General features: G+C 68.0%; 10 protein-coding genes and 3 pseudogenes. 6 read left to right on the top strand and 7 right to left on the bottom strand.

Annotated features, from left to right (window positions below):
* Positions 1–133: 133 nt before the first annotated feature.
* Positions 134–1,693 (bottom strand): annotated as a pseudogene (locus OR16_RS02970) (sulfatase-like hydrolase/transferase); the annotation flags it as partial.
* Between the two features lie 96 nt (positions 1,694–1,789).
* Positions 1,790–2,737, bottom strand: a complete 948-nt coding sequence (locus tag OR16_RS02965) for a Bug family tripartite tricarboxylate transporter substrate binding protein (protein ID WP_043418219.1) — start codon at positions 2,735–2,737, stop codon at positions 1,790–1,792.
* A 283-nt stretch (positions 2,738–3,020) separates the two neighbouring features.
* Here OR16_RS02965 and OR16_RS02960 point away from each other — a divergent pair, with 283 nt between their 5' ends.
* From OR16_RS02960 to OR16_RS02935, 6 genes and pseudogenes are all read left to right on the top strand, one after another.
* A complete protein-coding gene (locus OR16_RS02960) occupies positions 3,021–3,617 on the top strand; it encodes a MarR family winged helix-turn-helix transcriptional regulator (protein WP_006156472.1) in 597 nt (198 codons plus the stop codon).
* 92 nt (positions 3,618–3,709) lie between these two features.
* Positions 3,710–4,471, top strand: a complete 762-nt coding sequence (locus tag OR16_RS02955) for a tetratricopeptide repeat protein (protein WP_006156471.1) — start codon at positions 3,710–3,712, stop codon at positions 4,469–4,471.
* Between the two features lie 145 nt (positions 4,472–4,616).
* The gene (locus tag OR16_RS02950) at positions 4,617–8,114 is read left to right on the top strand and encodes a DUF2126 domain-containing protein (protein ID WP_006156470.1); all 3,498 of its coding nucleotides are present in this window, start codon (positions 4,617–4,619) and stop codon (positions 8,112–8,114) included.
* A 26-nt stretch (positions 8,115–8,140) separates the two neighbouring features.
* A pseudogene (locus OR16_RS02945) lies at positions 8,141–10,631 on the top strand (circularly permuted type 2 ATP-grasp protein).
* A gap of 20 nt (positions 10,632–10,651) precedes the next feature.
* Positions 10,652–11,590: a transglutaminase family protein gene (locus OR16_RS02940; protein ID WP_237716905.1), complete on the top strand. Its 939-nt coding sequence runs from the start codon at positions 10,652–10,654 to the stop codon at positions 11,588–11,590.
* Between the two features lie 79 nt (positions 11,591–11,669).
* Complete coding sequence (locus tag OR16_RS02935) at positions 11,670–12,461, top strand: alpha-E domain-containing protein (RefSeq protein WP_006156468.1); 792 nt, start codon at positions 11,670–11,672, stop codon at positions 12,459–12,461.
* Positions 12,462–12,761: 300 nt separating this feature from the next.
* On the opposite strand, the pseudogene gatB reads toward OR16_RS02935, so the two are convergent.
* The 5 genes and pseudogenes from gatB to gatC all read right to left on the bottom strand — a co-directional run.
* Positions 12,762–14,168: pseudogene (gene gatB / locus OR16_RS02930) on the bottom strand (Asp-tRNA(Asn)/Glu-tRNA(Gln) amidotransferase subunit GatB); the annotation flags it as partial.
* A 75-nt stretch (positions 14,169–14,243) separates the two neighbouring features.
* Complete coding sequence (locus tag OR16_RS02925; protein WP_006156466.1) at positions 14,244–15,227, bottom strand: dienelactone hydrolase family protein; 984 nt, start codon at positions 15,225–15,227, stop codon at positions 14,244–14,246.
* Positions 15,224–15,463, bottom strand: a complete 240-nt coding sequence (locus tag OR16_RS48050) for a hypothetical protein (protein ID WP_006156465.1) — start codon at positions 15,461–15,463, stop codon at positions 15,224–15,226. The genes OR16_RS02925 and OR16_RS48050 overlap by 4 nt, the downstream gene beginning before the upstream one ends.
* Entirely contained in the window at positions 15,378–17,192 is a 1,815-nt protein-coding gene (gatA, locus tag OR16_RS02915; RefSeq protein ID WP_006156464.1) for an Asp-tRNA(Asn)/Glu-tRNA(Gln) amidotransferase subunit GatA, read from the bottom strand. Before gatA ends, OR16_RS48050 begins: the two co-directional genes overlap by 86 nt.
* Before the next feature lie 95 nt (positions 17,193–17,287).
* Positions 17,288–17,587, bottom strand: a complete 300-nt coding sequence (gene gatC, locus OR16_RS02910) for an Asp-tRNA(Asn)/Glu-tRNA(Gln) amidotransferase subunit GatC (protein ID WP_006156463.1) — start codon at positions 17,585–17,587, stop codon at positions 17,288–17,290.
* Positions 17,588–17,911: the final 324 nt, after the last annotated feature.

Genomic DNA, 17,911 nt, shown 5'->3' with positions numbered 1-17,911 from the left:
CGGATTTCCCCCGCCCGGCCATCGCCCTGGCTCTGGTGCCCAAGGTGGCCTGAGCGGTATTACGGCCAGACTGGCGGGAATCTTTAGCCCTGGGTGGCATTCCGGCCTGGCCCGCAACGATCAACGGCCAGCTTCACCACACGCCGAAAAACACGCCCGCCTGCTTGTACACGTTGGTCTTGGCGGCAACCTCGTCATTTGTCACGGTGGTGCGCGGCTTGAGCGTGCAGAACCATTCCAGCAGATGCAACCGCATCGTGGCGCGGATCGCTTCGTGGCCGGCATCCTCGCCGAGGTCGAAGAATTCGTCCGGGTCGCGTTCCAGGTCGAACAATTGCGCTCGGAAACCCTGCCAGTGCACATACTTCCAGCGCGCATTGCGCACCATCCATGCCCGGCACTCGCCCGGCTGCCGGCCCAGCGCAATCCGCGCGCCGCGATACGCGTAGTCCAGTTCCGACACCACGAAGTCGCGCCATGGGCCATTGCCGCGCGCGCGCGTGAGATCCAGCAGCGAGCGGCCTTCCACGCGATCCACGCGATGGTCGGCCGGCGGCAGGCCCAGTGCGTCCAGTACCGTGGGCACCACGTCCACGGCCGAGACCATGCGCGCATCCGCGCTGCCGCGCGTGGCGTCGGCTTCGGCCGAGGGGTCGTAGACGATCAGCGGGATGTTCTGCACGGTGTCGTAGAACTGCTCCTTCTCGCCCAGCCAGTGGTCGCCAAGGAAGTCGCCGTGATCGGCGGTGAACACGATCAGCGTGTCTTCCCAGCGGCCCAGGCGCTCCAGTTGTTCCCACAACTCGCCGAGCCGGTCGTCGATCTGCTGCACCAGGCCCTGGTAGGCGGGGCGCACCGTGTCCGAGACTTCGCGGCGCATGAAGTTGGCGCATTCTTCCTGCGTGCGGTAGGCGTCGAGCACCGGATGCGGGTCTTCCAGTTCCGCGTCGTGGCGCTTGAGCGGCAGGCAGTCGTCCAGCGAGTAGGCCGCATGGTAGGGCGCGGGCGCCATATAGGGCCAGTGCGGCTTGACCAGCGACAGGTGCAGCACCCAGGGGTCATCGCCGCGCGCGGCGATGTACCGCATTGCCTGCCCGACCGTATAAGCCGTCTCCGAATGCGCCTGCGCCACGCGCGCCGGCAAGCCCGCATTGCGCATCTGCCAGCCTGAGACGATCTCGCCCTGCGCGTTTTCGGCGCTGATCACATAGTCCGTCCACGGGTCGGCGCTGTCGTAGCCCTGCTTGCGCAGCCACTCGGCATAAGCGCTGTGTGGCTCTGCGTGATGGCCGTCATGGCGGTCGACTTCGACAAAATGGCCGCTGCGCAGCAGGGTTTCCAGCTCGTTGCCGCCGTCCAGGTGCAGGCGCTTCATGTTGGCGTTGTCGGGCATGACATGGGTCTTGCCGGCCAGCGCCAGTGCGCGGTGGCTGTCTTTCAGGTACTCGCCCAGCGTCACTTCCCCGACAGACAGCGGCACGCGGTTCCAGGTGGCGCCGTGGCTGCTCGGGTAGCGTCCGGTGTAGAAGCTCATGCGGCTCGGGCCGCAGACGCCGGAGGTGACGAACGCCTTGGTGAAGCGCACGCCCCGGGCGGCCAGGGCGTCGATGTGCCTGGTGCGCAGGGTGGGGTGGCCGTAGCACGCCAGATGGTCCTGGCGGAGCTGGTCGCACATGATGAAGAGGGTGTTTCTCGTATAATAACTTGGTTATTACTCACGCAGATTTCATCCATGTTTCGAATGATATTTGTGTAATGAATAATTTTTGCGGAATCGTGGCGATATATTTCAATCCCCGGTATAGCCAGAGGCCTTGACTACCGGTGCCCAGCGCCCGGCGTCTGCCGTCAGCAGTTTGCCGAACTGCTCCGCGCTTCCCGATTGCGGCTCCAGTCCCAGCTTCAGGAAACGCTCCTTCAGATCCGCCGATTGCACCGCATGCACGATCGCCGCATTCAGCCGGTCGATCGTTGCCTTTGGCACACCGGCCGGCGCCAGGAACCCATACCGGCCCAGCCCTTCGATGTCCTTGAACCCCAGCTCGGTAAACGTCGGCACGTCCGGCAATGCCACCGAGCGCTGCGTGCCGGAACTCGCCAGTACGCGGATCTTGCCCGCGCGATGCATCTCGGTGAGATCGGCCAGGGTATCGACCGAGGCCGGCACCTGCCCGCCGACCAGCGCATTCATCAACGGTGCCGAGCCGTTGAACGGCACGTGCAGCATGTCAACGCCAACCTGCTTGCCGATCAGCAAGCCAAAGAAGTGCGGAATGCTGCCTAGCGCTGGCGAGGCGTAGGAGTTGTTCTTGGCCGGGCTGGTCTTGAGCCATTCGATGTATTCCTTCAGCGTCTTGGCCGGCGTGCCCGGGCCGGTGGCCAGGGCCAGCTGGAAGTTGGCGGTTTGCGCCACCGGCATGAAATCGCGCTGGATGTCGTAGTTCAGCTTGCGGTAGACCAGGGGGGCAATGGTCATCACCGCGGAGTTGGCGACCACCAGCGTGTTGCCGTCCGCGGGCAGGGTGCGCGCATAGTCCATGACCAGGCGGCCGCCCGCGCCGGGCTTGTTCTCGATGACTACGGTTTGCTTGAGTTCCTCGCGCAGCTTGTCGCCGATCAGGCGGGCGGCCAGGTCGGCGGTGCCGCCGGCGGGGTAGCCCACCAGGATGCGCAGCGGGCGGTCGTTCTGCGCGCTGGCCGGCGCGCTGGCAAGACAGGTGGCGGCCAGCGCGGTCATGGTGGCGAGGGTGGGGACTAGCGCGCGCAGCAGTTTGGCGGGATTCACGGGTTCTCCTGTTGGTTCGGCATCGGCGGGAAGCCGGCCAATTTATCGATGCGGCCCGGCGCTGCCAAAGAAGGATTTCGCGCATCGATGCGCGCGTTTCGTTCCTGGCTCGTGCCTGCCCGGCCGTACCCCGGCGGATGCGCTTGGCGCGCTGCCCGCCAGTTCTTATGTAGCGGCACAGACGCTAACACCCGGCCATATAATTGACAAAATCAACTAAATTTGCGGGTGCGGCATGAACGGCAGCCAGGTGGGCAAGCAGGCGCAGGCACAGGTAAAGGCACAGGAGGATCAGGAGCGGGACGCCGGTGACACGCTGCAGCATCCCGCCCGGCTGGCGGACTTCCTCAATTACCGGCTCTATCACCTGACCCGCGTCGCCCTGCAAGCCAGCGGGCATCACCTGCGTGCCGCTGCCGGGGTGAGCCGGCGCGAGTGGCGCATGCTGTCCTTCCTCGGCGAGCAGCCGGGCACGCGCCTGACCGAACTGGCGCAAAGCGCCGGGCTGGACAAGGTGCTGGCCAGCCGCGCCGTGCACGCGCTGATGGCGCGCGGCCTGGTGCAGCGCGCCACGCGCGAGCAGGACAAGCGCGCGGCGGCGTTTGCACTGAGCGAGGAGGGCAAGGCGGTCTACCAGCTTGCCTTCGCGCAGGCGCAGGCCTTCAACGCCCGCCTGGCAGCCTGCCTGGATCCGGAGGAGGCGCGGGTGCTGGCGCGTTGCCTGTCCAGGCTGCACACGGAGGCCGAGGCCCTGCTGGCGCAGGCGCAAGCGCTGCCCAGCAGCGTACCGGCGCCTGCGGAACCCGCGCAGAACTGGTGGCGCCAACCGTAAGGTTTTGCCGGCCGCTTCCGACTGCACCTGGCGACTTTGGAGTCCTACACTTGTAGACTTGGAGTTAGCGCGTGCCCTGCCTGGAGCCTGCCATGCCGCTTGTCCGTCTCTTTCCTTCCGGCTTTCTTGCCCGCTCACGTCCTCGCTCACGTTCCCGGCTGGGCGCGGCCGCCGTTGCCGCGCTGCTTCTCCTCTGCCTGCTCCTCGCCTCCCCGCACACCCAGGCCGCGCGCCAGCCCCCGGCGCCGGCGCAGGCACTGACGCGCCAGGCGGTGACCGCCTATGACGCCGGCGCCTTCGATTCGGCCTTGCGGGATTTTGCCAAGGCTGCCCAGCAGGGCAACCGGCTAGCGCAGTACAACTACGCCATGATGCTGCTGCGCGGCGAGGGCACGCCGGTGCGCCAGGACGAGGCGCTGGTCTGGCTGCACCGCGCGGCCGAGAACGACATGACACAGGCCCAGTTCACCTTTGGCGAGATGTACGAGCACGGCGAACTGGTGCCGCGCTCGCTGGAGTCCGCCAACCAGTGGTACCGCCGCGCGGCCGAAGGCGGCCATGTGCAGGCCCAGGTGGAACTGGCGACCAATTACTTCACCGGGCGGGGCCTTGAGCGGGACTATGGCAAGGCCTTCGCGTGGTACACCCGCGCCGCCACGGCGGGCGATGGCGGCGCCCAGTACATTGTCGCCAGCTATTACGAGCGCGGCGAGCCCGGCGTGGTCGAGAAGGACATCGAGCAGGCCAAGCTCTGGTATGCCCGCGCCGCTGCGCATGGCGACCCCGGGGCGCTGGCCAAGCTGCGCTCGCTGATCGAGCAGGGGCTGAAGGCAAAACAGGCGGGTGCCATGTAATGCGGCGGTAGTCTGGGTGTGCTGCCATACAAGGGCCGCCGCCGCCGCGCATGTCGCCAGGCCGCGATCCGGGGTTGCGCCGTCGGGGGCGGTACAACTCTTGCTTGAGACAACAACACGAAACCTGCGCCAATGGGAGGCACTAGTGGCAACACACGTCGCACTGAACCATGTCACCCACTACCGGTACGACCGGCCCGTGAAGCTTTCGCCGCAGGTGGTCAGGCTCCGGCCCGCTCCGCACTGCCGCACGCCGATCCTTTCGTATTCGCTGCGCATCGAGCCCGAGCAGCACTTCGTGAACTGGCAGCAGGACCCGTTTTCCAATTACCTCGCCCGGCTGGTGATCCCCGAGCCGACCACCGAGTTCAAGATCACCGTCGACCTGGTGGTCGAGATGGCGGTCTACAACCCGTTCGATTTCTTCCTCGAGCCCTACGCCGAGAATTTTCCCTTCACCTACGAGCCCGGCCTGGCCTATGAGCTGGCCCCCTATATGGTCAAGGGCGAACTGACGCCGCGCTTTGCCGCCTTCGTGCAGAGCATTCCGCGCGACACGCAGACCACGAGCGATTTCCTGGTGGCCCTGAACCAGCGCCTGCAGGAGGACATCCGCTACCTGATCCGCATGGAGCCCGGCGTGCAGACGCCGGAGCAGACGCTTGCGACCGGTGCGGGCTCGTGCCGGGATTCCGGCTGGCTGCTGGTGCAGACGCTGCGCCACCTGGGGCTGGCGGCGCGCTTCGTGTCCGGCTACCTGCTGCAACTGGCGCCCGACGTGAAATCCATCGATGGCCCCAGCGGCACCGAGGTGGACTTCACCGACCTGCACGCCTGGTGCGAGGTCTACCTGCCTGGCGCGGGCTGGATCGGACTGGATCCCACCTCAGGGCTGCTGGCCGGCGAGGGGCATATCCCGGTGGCATGCACGCCCGAGCCGGGCAGCGCGGCGCCGGTCAGCGGCGCAGTCGACAAAAGCGAGGTGAGTTTCCACCACGAGATGTCGATCACCCGCGTCTATGAATCGCCGCGCGTGAAGGCGCAGTGGCAGGCGGTGGCGGCCGTGGGCGCCGAGGTCGACCTCCAGCTCAACGCGCAGGATGTGCGCCTGACCATGGGCGGCGAGCCAACCTTTGTCGCGGTCAAGGATCGCGATGGCGCGGAATGGAATACCGATGCGCTCGGCACCACCAAGCGCGCCTATGCCACCGAACTGGTGCATAAACTGCGCGCGCGCTATGGCGAGGGCGGTTTCCTGCACTTCGGCCAGGGCAAGTGGTACCCGGGCGAGCAACTGCCGCGCTGGGCCTTGTCGATCTGCTGGCGCGCCGACGGCCAGCCCTGCTGGCAGGACCCGACGCTGTTCGCCGACGAGCGGGCGCCGGCCGACTATACCGAGGCCGACGCACGGCGCTTCCTCGATAGCCTGGCCACCCGTCTCGGGCTGAACCCCGGCTTTGTGCAGGCCGGCTATGAGGACACCTGGTATTACCTCTGGCGCGAGCGCCGCTTGCCGGTCAACGTCGACCCGCTGGAGGCACGGCTCGACGATGAAATGGAGCGCATGCGCCTGCGCCGCGTGTTCGATGGCGGCCTGGCGCGTCCCACCGGCTACGTGCTGCCGCTGCGCCGCACCGGCGAGGAAGATGGCCCTGCCCTGGCCGCCCACCGCTGGATCAGCGGGCCGTGGTTCTTCCGCGACGACCGCATGTACCTGCTGCCCGGTGATTCGCCGATGGGCTACCGCCTGCCGCTGGATGCTCTGCCCTGGGTCAGCGAGGCCGACTACCCCTGGCAGTTCGACCAGGACCCGTTTGCGGCGCGCTCGCCGCTGCCCACCGGGGCCCAGTTGCGCGCGCAATTGCCAGGGCTTGCCGGCGCGGGCGCCGAGCCTGGCCAGGCTGCGGAGTTCCGCGCCAGCACCGCGGCCTACCCGGCACCCGGCTCGGCTGCGGCGACGCGTGCCGGGGCCAGGCCAGGGGCGGGGAAGGTCGGCGGCACGGCCGCGGACCTGGCGCGCGTGCCCGAGCGTGGCGAATCCGCTGGCTGGATCACCCGCACGGCGCTGTGCGTGGAAGTGCGCCACCCCAGCCGCGCCGCCGGACCCAAGGCCGAGAAGGCTGCCGCGGGCGACAAGCGCGGCATGCTCTACGTCTTCATGCCGCCGCTGACCGTGCTGGAGGACTACCTGGAGCTGCTGGCCGCGGTGGAAGCCACCGCCGCCGGGCTGGGCGTGAAGATCGTGCTCGAAGGCTACCCGCCGCCACGCGACGTGCGCCTCAAGCTGCTGCAGGTCACGCCCGACCCGGGCGTGATCGAGGTCAACATCCATCCCGCCGCCAACTGGAACGAACTGGTCGATCACACGGAATTCCTCTACCAGGCCGCCCACGAAACCTACCTCAGCACCGAGAAGTTCATGCTCGACGGCCGCCATACCGGCACCGGCGGCGGCAACCACTTCGTGCTGGGCGGCGCCACGCCGGCCGACAGCCCCTTCCTGCGCCGCCCCGATGTGCTGTCCAGCCTGATCGCGTACTGGCACAACCATCCCTCGCTGTCCTACCTGTTCTCGGGCATGTTCATCGGCCCGACCAGCCAGGCGCCGCGCGTGGACGAGGCGCGCAACGACCAGCTCTACGAGCTCGAGATCGCCTTTGCCGAGCTGCAGCACCAGCTCGACCGGCTCTGCGGCACCGAGGGTGGGGTCGGCGCGCACATGCCGCCCTGGCTGGTCGACCGCGCGCTGCGCAATATCCTGGTCGACGTCACCGGCAACACCCACCGCAGCGAGTTCTGCATCGACAAGCTCTACTCGCCTGATGGCCCCACCGGCCGCCTTGGCCTGCTGGAGCTGCGCGCGTTCGAGATGCCGCCGCACGCGCGCATGAGCCTGGTGCAGCAGTTGCTGCTGCGCGCGCTGGTGGCGCGCTTCTGGCGCGAGCCCTATCGCGGGCGGCTCACGCGCTGGGGCACGGAGCTGCATGACCGCTTCCTGCTCGGCACCTTCGTGCAGATGGATTTCGAGGACGTGCTCACCGAGATGCGCGAGGCCGGCTTTGCGTTCGACAACGCCTGGTTCGCGCCGCACTTCGAGTTCCGCTTCCCGCGCGTGGGCGAGCTCGCGGCCGGCGGCCTGTCGCTGACGCTGCGCACCGCGCTCGAACCCTGGCACGTGATGGGCGAGGAGGGCAGTGCCGGCGGCACCGTGCGCTACGTGGATTCATCGCTGGAGCGCATCGAGGTACGCGTGCTGGGCATGAACGACAGCCGCCACGTGGTGACTGTCAACGGCCGCGCCGTGCCGCTGCAGCCCACCGGGCGCGTCGGGGAGTTCGTGGCGGGGGTGCGCTACCGCGCCTGGGCGCCGCCGTCTGCGCTCCACCCCACCATTGCCTCGCATGCACCGCTGACTTTCGACGTTGTCGACACGTGGATGGGGCGCAGCATCGGCGGATGCCAGTATCATGTTTCGCATCCGGGCGGGCGTAGTTATGAGACCTTCCCGGTCAATGCGTACGAGGCTGAAAGCCGGCGCCTGACACGCTTCTTCACACTTGGCCACACGCCGGGCGTGATGCGCGTGGAGCCGCCCCGGCGCAGCCTCGAGTTTCCGTTCACGCTGGATTTGCGGCAACGCTGATCCGGCCCGCCCCAAAGCCGCGCCCCGTGCCTCTTCAGCCGTCCCTGCCTTTTGATGAAACCGCCCCTGCCGTCGACGCGGTGATACACCGCGCGCGGCCGGTGCCGCCTGGGCACCTTGATGAGCTGGGGGCATGCGGGGACGGGTTGCGCGAGCCGTGGGCGCGCTTTTTCGAGCTGCTGGGCGAGGAGGGCATCGATGGCCTCGACCAGCAGGCCGCCGCCATGGCGCGCCAGATCCGCGACAACGGCGTGACCTACAACGTCTACGCCGACTACACCGACAAGGCCGGCGCGCGCGCCTGGGCGCTGGACCTGTTGCCTTTCCTGGTCAGCGAGGCGGACTGGCAACAGATCGAACGCGGCGTGGCGCAGCGGGCGGAGCTGGCCAATGCCATGGTGGCCGACATCTACGGCCCACAGACTTTGCTCTCCAAGGGGTTGCTGCCGGCCGGACTGGTCTTTGGCCATCCTGGCTACCTGCGCCCGCTCAAGGGCTACCAGCCGCCGGGCGGCAATTTCCTGCATATCGTCGCGGTGGACCTGGCGCATACCTTGGACGGCGGCTGGACGGTGATGGCCCACCGCACGGAGACCCCCTCCGGGATGGGCTACGCGCTGGAGAACCGCCTCATCATCTCCAGCCTGTTCGCCGATGCCTTTCGCGAGATGCGCGTGCGGCGCCTGCCCGCGGCGTTCTCGCAACTGGTGGCCACGCTGGCGCAGCAGCCCGCGGCGCAGCCACCCGCGCCGGAATCCGCGGCGGGCGCCGCCGCCACGGTCAGCAAGCACATCGTGCTGCTCACCCCGGGGCCCTACAACGAGACCTATTTCGAGCACACCTTCCTGGCCCGCTACCTCGGCATCACGCTGGTCGAGGGCAAGGACCTGACGGTGCGCAACGACGTGGTCTACCTGAAGACGCTGGCCGGGCTGGAGCGCGTCGACGTGGTGCTGCGCCGCCTCGACGATGCATTTTGCGACCCGGTCGAGCTGCGCCAGGACTCCACGCTCGGCGTGCCCGGGCTGCTGCAGGCGATGCGCGCGGGCAATGTGCTGGTCTCCAACGCGCCGGGATCCGGCTTCCTGGAGACGCCGGCCATCCATGGTTTCCTGCCGGCCATTTCCCGCGCGCTGTTGGGCGAGGCGCTGTTGCTGCCGGGCGTGCCCAGCTGGTGGTGCGGCGAGGCCACGGCGCGCGAGGAAGCGCTTGGGGAATTCACCGAAGCCTTCCTGATGCCGACATATCGGCTCGCGCGCCGCCATGCTGCGGGTCTACGCCATTGCCGATGGCCGGGGCGGCTGGCAGGTGATGCCGGGCGGCTTTACCCGGCTTGCGGGCGAAGGCCAGCCGGCCGTATCGATGCAGCTTGGCGGCTCCAGCACCGACACCTGGGTGCTGTCGAGCCAGCCGCCGCAGCCAGGGGGCTCGCCGCTGCAGTTCCCCATGGCCGGCGCGGCGCCCGGTCCGGCGGCCAAGCCGCTGGCGGTATCCAGCCGCGCCGCCGAGAACCTGTTCTGGGCCGGCCGCTACGCCGAGCGCGCGGAAAACAACGTACGCCTGTGCCGGCTGGTGCTGGGCTCGATCGAGAGCAGCGATGACCGCGACGACAGCGCGCTCGACGTGATCGGCGAACTGGTGCTGGCCTGCGGCCTGCTGCCAACCGGCGCCCCGCAGCCGCGCGCCTCGCTGCGTGTGTTCGAGCGCAGCCTGGTGTCCGCGCTGGCGGAGCGCGCGGGCTGGACCAGCGTGGGCCAGAACCTGGCCAGCCACGTGCACGCCGCCACCGAGATCCGCAACCGGCTGTCCAACGATCACTGGCGCACCATCCTGGCCGCGCGCAACGATTTCGGCGACGCCATGGAGGCGGTCTGCGCGGGGAGTCCCGGCGGCGCAGGCGACGCGGGCATCTATGACCGCCCGCGCGTGCTGGCGGCGCTGGATCACCTGTCCATGCAACTGGCCGCCATCAGCGGCGCGCAGGGCGACCGCATGACCCGCGACGAAGCCTGGCGCCTGCTGTTCATCGGCCGCCATATCGAGCGCGTGGCCACGCTCTCGACCTTCCTGCGCGTGTTTGCGCACAACGGCGCGCTGCTGCACCGGACCTGCTTCGATCTGCTGCTGCACCTGTTCGACAGCACGCTGACCTTCCGCGCGTTGTACCCGGGCCGCTCCGACGTGCCCGCGCTGGTCGACCAACTGGTGATCGAGCCCACCAACCCGCGCGGGCTCTATGGCTTGCTGGCGCGGCTGCGGGTCAAGCTCGGCCAGATCTCGCCGCCGGCCAGCCCGGCCGGTACCGGGCGCGTGCCGCTGCCGCAATGGCTGCCCACCGTGGAGACGCTGCCCGGCTGGGACGCACTATGCCAGCGCGGCCCTGACGGGAAATACACCAATCTGGTGCGGCTATGCGAGCAACTGACTGACATGATGGTGCAGCTGTCCGACGAAATCAGTGCGCGCTACTTCAGCCATGCCGGCATGGCCGGCACCCGCGTCGGGGCGCAACCGTGAACGTAACCATGAACGTAAACATGAACGCGACGATGAGCCAGGCGCAGGAAGCTGCCGTGCCCGCGCCAGGACGCGCCGCCTCCGTGCTGACGATCCATCACAAAACCATCTACGACTACTCCGCGCCGGTGGAGAACGCGCAGCAGCGCGCCGTCGTGTTTCCGGTGACTTGCCCGTGGCAGGCGGTGCACGCGCACAGCACGCAGATCGAGCCGCCGCCGTCGCACCAGCGTGCGGACACGGACGCCTTCGGCAACAACGTGCTGTACTTCACCATCGACGTGCCGCACGACTACATGCAGCTCGCCTGCGAGAGCACGGTCAGCGTCACGCCGCGCTGGGCGTCGCTCGACCCCGCTGCCAGCATGCCGTGGGAGACTGCCGTCGCCGCGCTGCGCTTTCGCGCCGGCCAGCCCTTCCTGCCGGAAAGCGAGTTCTGCTTCGCCTCGCCCAATGTGGCGCTGCATCCTGAGCTCAAGGCCTACGCGCTTGCCAGCTTCGCGCCCGGCGTGGCCGTGGTGGCGGGCGCCATCGACCTGATGCACCGCGTGCACGCCGACTTCGAATACCAGACCACCGCCACCGAGGTCGATACTCCGGCGCTGCAAGCCTTCGGCCTGCGCAGCGGCGTGTGCCAGGATTTCGCCCAGGTCATGATCGGCTGCCTGCGCTCGCTCGGCCTCGCCGCGCGCTATGTCAGCGGCTACCTGTGCACCGAGCCGCCGCCCGGCCAGCCCAGGCTGATCGGCGCCGACGCCTCGCACGCCTGGCTGTCGGTGTACTGCCCGCTGGCCGGCTGGGTCGACCTCGATCCCACCAACGACGTGCTGGCCGACACCAGCCACGTCACGCTGGCATTCGGGCGCGACTACAGCGATGTCTCGCTGCTGCGCGGCGTGATCGTTGGCGGCGGCGCGCACGATGTGGAAGTGGAGGTCAGCGTGCTGCCAGTCGTGTAGGCGAGGCTGCCGCGGTCAGCGGCTGGCAAGCCAATTGCTTGTCAGTAGCCTGGGTTTGCCGAGAAAAGGGGAAATCATCATGCTAAGCCGCACCGCCGACCACCTGTTCTGGATGGCCCGCTACACCGAGCGCGCGGAAAACACCGCCCGCATGCTCGACGTCAACTACCAGGCTTCGATGTTGCCGCAATCGCCCGAGGTGGCGCAGCAAGGCTGGCTCGCCATGCTAGACGTGACGGAGCTCACGCCGGTATTCGCCGCGCATCACGGCGCGGTAGTGCACGAAGAAGTGATCGACTTCATGGTGCGCGACCTGAGCCACCCGGCGTCGATCATGTCCTGCCTGCGCGCCGCCCGCGAAAATGCCCGCGCCGTGCGCGGTGCACTCACCACCATGCTCAAGGACGAAGCCTATTGCTTCATGCGCCTGGGCACCTTCCTGGAGCGCGCCGACAACACCGCCCGCATTCTCGACGTGAAGTTCCAGGCGACCGACCTCGGCTTGCAGCAAGACGACTTTTACCAGTGGGCCGCGGTACTGCGCTCCGTCTCGGGGCTGGAGATGTACCGCAAGGTCTATCGCTCGGTGGTCACGCCAGAGCGCGTGGCCGAGTTGCTGATCGTGCATCCGGATATGCCGCGGTCGCTGGCGGCGAGCCTGCGGGAGGTGGTTTCGTTGCTGGCGCAGGTCAGGAATGCGCAGTCAGTGGAGACCGAGCGGCGGGCGGGGAAGCTGCATGCCGAGCTTAAATTCACTCGGATCGAGGATATTTTTTCTGTTGGGATTCATGGGTGGCTTAGTGATTTTTTGCGGAGGATTCATGAGGTTGGGGGTGGGGTTAGTCGGGATTTTTTGATGAAGGGGGGATAGAGGGGGAGGGGGGGAGGGGTGGCTTTTTTTCGCTACTTGGCCCTGTGTGTGGCGGCGATGGTTTTTGGACCCAAGAGCGCACGACATCGCTCTGCGGGTTGATCGCTGTTTGATTGATCGGCGATGGCATCTTGGACCCAAGAGCGTACGACATCCCCCTGCGGGGGCTGCCGGTCACTCTTCTTTGCGTCGGCAAAGAAGACTAACGAGAAGAAAGCCGACCCTGCCGGGCGCAGAGCAATCGCGGGTGCGAAGGGCGCTGGTTTCGTCGTATGGCCAACGGTTCTGCTGGTATCTGCCGCCCTTGGTCGCCTTCATGGCCTGCCCAACCAGTGCGTTGAACGCCTTCTCCTTCCCAGCGCGGAATTCCTCCACCGACTTGGCATTGGCAGCCAGCACGTCGTCGATGATCTTCTCCAGCTCTCCGGAGTCGGACATCTGCTTCAGCCCCTTGGCTGCAATGATGGCGTCGGCATCGCCGCCTTCCTCGCCCGCCCACATGGCCGGGAAGACATCCTTCTTGGCGGTGTTGTTGGACACCGTGCCGTCGGCAATGCGCACCAGCAGCTTGGCCAGCTGCGCCGGCTTGACCGGGGCGGCTTCCAGCGCGATGCCTTCGCGGTTGAGCAGCGACGACACGTCGCCCATCAGCCAGTTGGCAGCCGGCTTGGCATTGGCCACGCCGGCCTCACCGACCACGGCTTCGAAGTAGTTGGCGAGCGCCTTGGAGGCGGTCAGCACGCTGGCGTCGTAGGCGGACAGGCCATATTGCGACACCAGGCGTGCCTGCATGGCCACCGGCAGCTCCGGCAGTTCGGACCTGACGCGCTCGATCCAGGCGGTGTCGATCTCCAGCGGCAGCAAGTCGGGGTCGGGGAAGTAGCGGTAATCGTGCGCGTCTTCCTTGGTGCGCATGGCGCGCGTCTCGCCGGTGTCCGGGTCGAACAGCACGGTGGCCTGCTGGATTTCGCGGCCGTCCTCGATCTCGGCGATCTGCCACTGGACTTCGTAGTCGATGGCCTGCTGCAGGAAGCGGAAGGAGTTCAGGTTCTTGATCTCGCGGCGCGTGCCCAGCTTGGGGCTGCCGTAAGGGCGCACCGACACGTTGGCGTCGCAGCGGAAGCTGCCTTCCTGCATGTTGCCGTCGCAGATGCCCAGCCACATCACCAGCGCGTGCAGGGCCTTGGCGTAGGCCACGGCCTCGGCCGAGCTGCGCATGTCCGGCTCGGTGACGATCTCCAGCAGCGGCGTGCCGGCGCGGTTCAGGTCGATGCCGGTCATGCCGGCGAAATCTTCATGCAGCGACTTGCCGGCGTCTTCCTCGAGGTGGGCGCGCGTGAGCTGCACGGTCTTCTCGTAGGTTTCGCCCTTCTTGCCTTCGACCTGGATGCTGATGCTGCCGCCCTGCACCACCGGTAGCTCGTACTGGCTGATCTGGTAGCCCTTGGGCAGGTCGGGGTAGAAGTAGTTCTTGCGCGCGAAGATGCTGCGCGGCGCGATGGTGGCGCCGATCGCCAGGCCGAACTGGATGGCGCGCTCGACCGCGCCGCGGTTGAGCACCGGCAACACGCCCGGCAGCGCCAGGTCAACCGGCGAGGCTTGCGTGTTCGGCGCCGCGCCGAAGGCGGTGGAGGTACCGGAAAAAATCTTGGAGGCCGTCGACAACTGCGTGTGCGTCTCGAGGCCGATCACCACTTCCCATTGCATGGCGGTATTCCTGTTCGTGTGCTGTATATGTTGCTACGTGTGGCTATGTATGGCCACGTATGGCTACGTGTTCTTTCACGGATTCGGGCTGGCCAGCCACGAATCCAGTTGCGTCAGTGCCGCATCGCGCGAGATCGGGTCGCCGCCCACGGTCACGCCCTGGCCTTGACGCGCGCCGTTGGGCACATCGCTGCGCACCCGCAGCGGCTCGGTGCCGTCAAAGCCGTGATACGCGCCAGGGTAGATCTCCAGGCGAAAACGCGCGTCCGGCTGGCGCGCGGCGACCGCCTCGCGCAGCATGGCGCAGCGGGTGGCGGGGGTCCAGTCGTCGGCACCGCCGGTCAGCAGCAGCAGGGGCGTGCGCAGGCGGTACTCGTGGCGCTGCACCGCGCTCTTGCAGCCTGGGTAAAAGGCCACGGCACGCTCGATCGCCGGTGCGCCCGCCGGCCAGTCGCGGCTGGCATCGATGGCGCTGAGCACCGCCTGCGCGCCGTTGGACCAGCCCAGCAGCACGATGTGCGCCGTGTCCACGCCGGGCTGCCGCGCGAGCCACTGCAATGCGGCCAGCACATCGCCGCGCCGTGTGGCGTCGTCGATATCGCGGCTATCCAGGCGTTCGGCGCAGATGCCTTCCGGTTTGCCGCGCGGGCCGAAACTGTCGGGCAGCAGCACCGCGTAGCCGCGCGCGGTCAGCCACTGCACGTATTCGCGGTAACGGCTCTGGAGCGCCACCGCATCCGCGCCGCCACTGCGGTGCAGGCCGCCGCAGCCGTGCAGCGCAATCACCACGCGCACGGCCGGGACCGGGGCCGCGGTGCTGCGTTGCGGCACGAACCAGTAGCCGCTGAGCGGCTGGCCACCGTCGGCGCCAGGAAAACGCACCATCTGCGCCACCGGCATGGCGCGCTCGCCGGCCGCCGGCATGGAAGCCTGCGCGAGCACGGCGTGGCTTGCCAGCAGCAAGGCGCACGCGCCCAGGCCGAGGGCCTTGAGGCGAGCGGCGGCACTGCGGTGGGCGTATCGGTGGGCGCTTCGGGACATGGCGCTGAGCGTGCTCATCGGGTCTGCGCGCAGGCGCCGCTGCCCGGCTCGAACATCACCGGCCAGGCTTCTTCATAGATGCCCGGCGAGCAACGCGCCTCGCAGTTGGCGTGCGCCAGCGTGACCCGGCGCGGATCCTGCCAGATCATCAGCTTGCAGGCGCTGCCATCATTGGCGCGCAGCTCGATATGCGGCTTCTTCTGGATCTGGCGGAATTCGGCCAGGTTGAAGCTGCACGAGCCGCGCTTGCCCACCCACAGCTTCCACGACAGCTGCTGCACGGTGTTGTCCGTCACGCGCACTTGCGCATCCTCGCGGAAGCCATCTTCCTCGGTGCGGCGGCAATCGCCGGCGAGATCGATGTCGCGGCTGGCAATCGGCGCAGGCCGGCCGCCAAAGCGAGGCAGCGGAATGCAGGCCGCCAATGCCGCGGCCAGCCCGATGCCGAGCGCGATGCGCGACAGCCAGCGCGCGGCGATCATGCCTGCGCGGCCGGCGCAGGTGCCAGTCCGTTGCCTGCTGGAAGGCGTGCGCCGTTTGCAGCAGCTCGGCCTCGCCAAAGTAGTTGCCGATCAGCTGCAGGCCTACCGGCATGCCGCCCTCGCCCAGCCCGCAGGGCACGCTCATGCCGGGCAGGCCGGCCAGGCTGGTCGACAGCGTGAAGATGTCGGCCAGGTACATCTGCACCGGGTCGGCGCTCTTCTCGCCGAGCTTCCACGCCACCGTGGGCGCCACCGGGCCCATGATCACGTCGCACTGGCCAAAGGCGCGCTGGAAATCATCGGCGATGATGCGGCGGATCTTTTGCGCCTGCAGGTAATACGCGTCGTAGTAGCCGTGCGACAGCACATAGGCGCCCACCATGATGCGGCGCTTGACCTCGGGGCCGAAGCCTTCGGCACGGGACTTCTTGTACATGTCCATCAGGTCGCGGTACTCGGCGGCGCGATGGCCAAAGCGCACGCCGTCAAAACGCGACAGGTTGGACGATGCCTCGGCCGGCGCGATCACGTAGTACACCGGGATCGACAGCTCGGTCTTGGGCAGCGACACCTCGACCAGCGTGGCGCCCAGCTTTTCGTACTCGGTGAGCGCGGCGCGCACGGCTTGCTCCACGTCGGCTGCCAGGCCCTTGCCGAAATACTCCTTGGGCAGGCCGATGCGCAGCCCGGACAGCGGCTTGCTGGCGCTGGCGCCGACGCGCGCCTGGCCCAGCAGGCGGGTGTAGTCCTCATCGATGCCGCCGAGCGCGGGCGCGACGCTGGTGGAGTCGCGTTCGTCGAAGCCGGCCATGCCGCCCAGCAGCATGGCGCAATCTTCGGCGGTATGCGCCATCGGGCCGCCCTGATCGAGCGAGGAGGCGAAGGCGATCATGCCGTAGCGCGACACGCGGCCGTAGGTGGGCTTGATGCCGGTGATGCCGGAGAACGACGCCGGCTGGCGGATCGAGCCGCCGGTGTCGGTGCCGGTGGCAGCAGGCGCCAGGCCGGCGGCCACCGCGGCGGCCGAGCCGCCCGAGGAGCCACCCGGCACGCGGCTGGCGTCCCAGGGGTTCCTGACCGGGCCGAAGTGCGAGTTCTCGTTGGACGAGCCCATCGCGAACTCATCCATGTTGGTCTTGCCCAGCGTGACCATGCCGGCGGCGGCGAGACGCTCGACCACGGCCGCGTCGAACGGGCTTTCGTAGTTGGCGAGCATGCGCGAGCCCGCGGTGGCGCGCCAGCCACGGGTGACGAAGACGTCCTTGTGGGCGATCGGCACGCCGGTCAGCGGGCCGGCTTCGCCGCGCGCGCGGCGCTCGTCAGCCGCGCGGGCCTGCGCCAGGGTGAGTTCGGGGTTGACGTCGACAAAGGCGTTGAGCGCGCCGGCCTGCTCGATGCGAGCCAGGTAATCGCGCGCCAGTTCTTCGGCGGAGACGGAGCGTGCCGCCAGCGCGTCGGAAAGCTCGCGCAAGGAAGTCACGGAAGTTGCGGAAAAGGACATGTCGGTCGGTTTGGCTTGGCAGGTGATGGCTGCCGGCGCTGCCTGGAGGCCGCGCGGCGCAGCCGCTGGGTCGAGGGCCGGGGTGCGTCTGACCTTTATTCGATGACCTTGGGCACCAGGTAGAGGCCGCCTTCGGTAGCCGGCGCGGGGCGCTGGTAGTCCTCGCGGCGGCTGGGCTCGGTGACCACGTCGTCACGCAGCCGCTGCGACATCTCGCGCACCGCGGACAGCGGGTGGGCCAGCGGCACGATGCCGGTGGTGTCGACCGCCTGCATCTGTTCGACCAGGGAGAAGAATTGATTGAGCTGCACAAGCGTCTGCCCAGCCTCGTCATCGTTGATTTCGATGCGGGCAAGGTGGGCGATGCGCTTGACGTCGGATAGGTCGAGAGCCATGGCTTGGGGTCGGTGCGAAAGGCGAGTTGGGCGCGGCCGGGGCGGGCCGGGCGAGTGCTGCCGGGAGCGCCCGGGAAGCGTCAAAGTTACAGGTTTTTTCGAGGCAGATGCCCCCGAAACAGGGGGAATTATAAGGTATCATTGCGCGTTGCCATCCTTTGGCCGCGCCTTCGTCACATTGGTGCAAAACCGCCTCCCCGGGAGCTTTTCAGGACACACCGACGGGTGCTCGGCGGTGCACTTCTGGCACCCGGGCCAGCCAGCATCGGCCGCGCGTGCCAACCGGCCCGTGCCGGTGCCGGGTGCAAGGCACACAAGGGATAG

Origin of the sequence: Cupriavidus basilensis OR16 (genome assembly GCF_000243095.1) — a bacterium.
GTDB lineage: Bacteria > Pseudomonadota > Gammaproteobacteria > Burkholderiales > Burkholderiaceae > Cupriavidus > Cupriavidus basilensis_D.
This window is presented reverse-complemented; position numbering and strand designations above follow the sequence as displayed.